The organism is Anaerotruncus sp. 1XD42-93 (assembly GCF_009917605.1).
Lineage (GTDB): Bacteria > Bacillota > Clostridia > Oscillospirales > Ruminococcaceae > Anaerotruncus.
This window is the reverse complement of record NZ_QZEG01000129.1, coordinates 1-2,717: the sequence shown is the minus strand read 5'-3', so window position 1 is coordinate 2,717 and position 2,717 is coordinate 1. Positions and strand designations below refer to the sequence as shown.

Below are 2,717 nucleotides of genomic sequence, written 5' to 3'. Positions count from 1 at the left end.
TTTATGCGTCAGAAACAGCAAATCGTGAACACTCTTTTTGAGCAAGGAAACGCTTAGTTTTGTTACCCCCCCCCCGCCGAAAAACTACAAAATTTCTTCGGCGTTTTCTTACAATTTCAAATTGGCGTTGACAATGGGTACGATTACATTCTCACTAAGGGTCTGTATCATGGAGAATATATTTGCGTTCCACCCTTGCGGGGTCTGCCCTACCTCTGCGGCGATAGTGCCGACTTTTTCGTTCACGTCCCCGAACATAGTTGACAGATTACCGTTTATGGCTCCTATGAGGATTTCCTTTATCCATTCGTTAATCGCGTCAAGTATGCTCTGCATAAGCCTTTACCCGCGCTTCTTAACCGAACAGCCCGGAAAGCAGCGGTACAAGGGTCATGCCGATAAGGGCGACGCCGCCGCCCGCCATAAGCTGCTTCATGCCTTGACTTTTCGCGCCCGGATTGTCGTTGCCGTAGCCTTCCATGAGGTTAATCACGCCCCAGATACCAAGCCCGGCTCCAAGTGCTACAACAAGGGTCTGCAAAACGTCTACTGCGCTATTGAAAAATGCCATAAATATATCCTTTCTGCCGCGTCTGCGGCTGTCCGGCAAGCGGACAAAAGGCGGTCAGCATATGCCGCCGCACAAAAAAACCGCCCTCTGGTAAAGGCGGCTGTCCCCGCGCTGCGTAAGTTCTGCGGCGCGGCGGTATTCAGTTGTAAGGGGTGCGGCTCCTGCCGCTGTGTACTGCGCCGGAAAGTAGGGGCGCGTATCATGTAGCCGATATTGATATATGTGATTGCTTCCATTCCTCCTTTCGGTGTCCCGCTGTGCTGCCGGACGGGTATTATTCAGACTTGCGGGAAGTGAATAGCTTGCATAGCAAGGTGTTCGCTTCCCGCAAGTTCACAAAGGGGTAGCTGCCGCAAGGCAGCGTAGGGGAAGTGTAGCTTCCCCTGTCCCCCGGCGGTCTGCCATGCTGTCACTGTTGCGGGATAAGCCCCCGGCGCGTGACATACTCCGTTGCAAAACGGCGGTGTTCCGCTTCTTTTTCCCGCCAATACTCCCATAATGCAGCGTCGGCGGCTTCCGCAACATTCATTAAAAACCGTTCAAGCTGCTTTTGTTTTTCCTCTGCGCTACGTTTCCTCATGGTCTGCGTCCTCCTGTAAGTCTGCCGCGTCAATCTCGTAATAGTCAAAAACCTCGTCGGGTTTGACAATGGCGGGGCGGCGTCTTAGGTGCTTTTCCATGTCAAAGGCGTTCTTCGGGTCTGCGTCGGACAGGTACTTGTATTTCGGGTGCTTCGTTATGTCGAATTTGTCCGAAAAGAACGGGCGCACCCCGCGTAGCTGCAAGATACATTTCCCTCCGTCCATGACTGCAATTTCATCTTCCGTCATAAGCTGCTTTCCCAATTTCTGATAGTTCAGCCCATGCGAAAGCTCCCGCCCCCTTGTTTCGGACGTGTTAAAGCTGTCTATCGTTTCTTTTCCTAAAATTTCCGATATTTCTTTAAGGGTGGTTTTCTCCTTGCCGCCCAAGAAAAGCGTGGTGTCGCAGTTGCCGACTATGGTATCGGCGTTGTCCTTGTAGATTGCCTTTAGCTGTGACTGGCTCTGCAAGATGATTGACGCGGAGATTTCCCGGCTCCGTATGGTGGCTATGAGCTTTTCAAACTTTGGTATCTGCCCGATATTCGCAAATTCATCAAGTAAGCACCTTACATGGACGGGAAGCCGCCCGCCGTATTCATCATCTGCTTTGTCGCACAAGAGGTTGAATAGCTGTGTGTAGAGAATACTCACGACAAAGTTAAAAGTATCGTCGGTGTCGCTGATAATCACGAAAAGGGCGGTCTTTCTGTCGCCTATGGTGTCAAGCTCCATTTCGTCGGTTTCCATAAGCTCCCGCAGCTCCTTAATGTCGAATGGGGCTAACCTCGCGCCGCATGAGATAAGTATGCTTTTTGCGGTCTTGCCCGCCGCAAGTTTGTATTTTTTGTACTGCTTGACTGCAAAATGTTCCGGGTCTTTTTCTTCCAGACGTTCAAACATGAGGTCAACCGGGTTCTGGAAATCCTCGTCGTCCTCGCGGGCTTCCGACGCATTTATCATTTCAAGCAGCGTCGTGAAGTTCTTCTCGTCCTCCGGGGCTTCATACCAGATGTAGCCGATTAGTGCGGTGTAGTAGAGCTTTTCCGCTTTCACCCAGAAATCCTCGCCGGATTTTTCCCCGTCGCCTTTGGTGTTGGCGATAATGGTATTGACTAATTTCAAAATGTCCTTTTCGCTCCGCAGATAGGCAAAGGGATTGTATTTCATGGATTTTTTGAAGTTAATCGTATTTAGCACTTTGATACGGTATTTGTACCGCTGCAACATTTTCCCGGTTTCCAAAATCAGTGTTCCTTTCGGGTCAGTGACGATATACGACGTTGGAAAATCCTTTGACGTACATTGCATGAGCGACGGTTTCACAAAGAACCGGGTCTTGCCGCTGCCGGAACCGCCGATTACAAGAATATTTTTGTTTCTTGCGTATTTCGGCTGCTTCGGGCGGCTGTTCATGGTGAGCCGTTCCGTCTGCGTTAAGGGGATATTGTTCTCAAATACCGGGTCTGTGTACGGCTTTATGTCGTCAGCCCCGCCCCATGAAGCATTTTGTCAAGTGCTTTTTTGAGTTATTGACGCAAAACTTTTCAGCGCGGCGGGAAACG

The 2,717-nt window shown here is 50.4% G+C and carries 2 protein-coding genes and 2 pseudogenes; all 4 read right to left on the bottom strand.

Annotation, left to right across the window (positions count from 1 at the left end; all coding sequences use genetic code 11):
* Positions 1 to 132: 132 nt before the first annotated feature.
* Positions 133 to 336 (bottom strand): annotated as a pseudogene (locus D5269_RS17260) (VirB6/TrbL-like conjugal transfer protein, CD1112 family); the annotation flags it as partial.
* A gap of 19 nt (positions 337 to 355) precedes the next feature.
* The gene (locus tag D5269_RS17255; RefSeq protein WP_002569168.1) at positions 356 to 571 is read right to left on the bottom strand and encodes a Maff2 family mobile element protein; all 216 of its coding nucleotides are present in this window, start codon (positions 569 to 571) and stop codon (positions 356 to 358) included.
* A gap of 409 nt (positions 572 to 980) precedes the next feature.
* Entirely contained in the window at positions 981 to 1,151 is a 171-nt protein-coding gene (locus tag D5269_RS17250; RefSeq protein WP_002569167.1) for a hypothetical protein, read from the bottom strand.
* Positions 1,138 to 2,661, bottom strand: a pseudogene (locus D5269_RS17245) (VirD4-like conjugal transfer protein, CD1115 family); the annotation flags it as partial. The pseudogene D5269_RS17245 and the gene D5269_RS17250, both read right to left, overlap by 14 nt.
* Between the last annotated feature and the right edge of the window lie 56 nt (positions 2,662 to 2,717).

What these genes read in the sequence shown, in the direction of transcription:
- D5269_RS17250 (WP_002569167.1), bottom strand. Translation starts at nt 1,151, where the DNA reads ATGAGGAAACGTAGCGCAGAGGAAAAACAAAAGCAGCTTGAACGGTTT.
- D5269_RS17255 (WP_002569168.1), bottom strand. Translation starts at nt 571, where the DNA reads ATGGCATTTTTCAATAGCGCAGTAGACGTTTTGCAGACCCTTGTTGTA.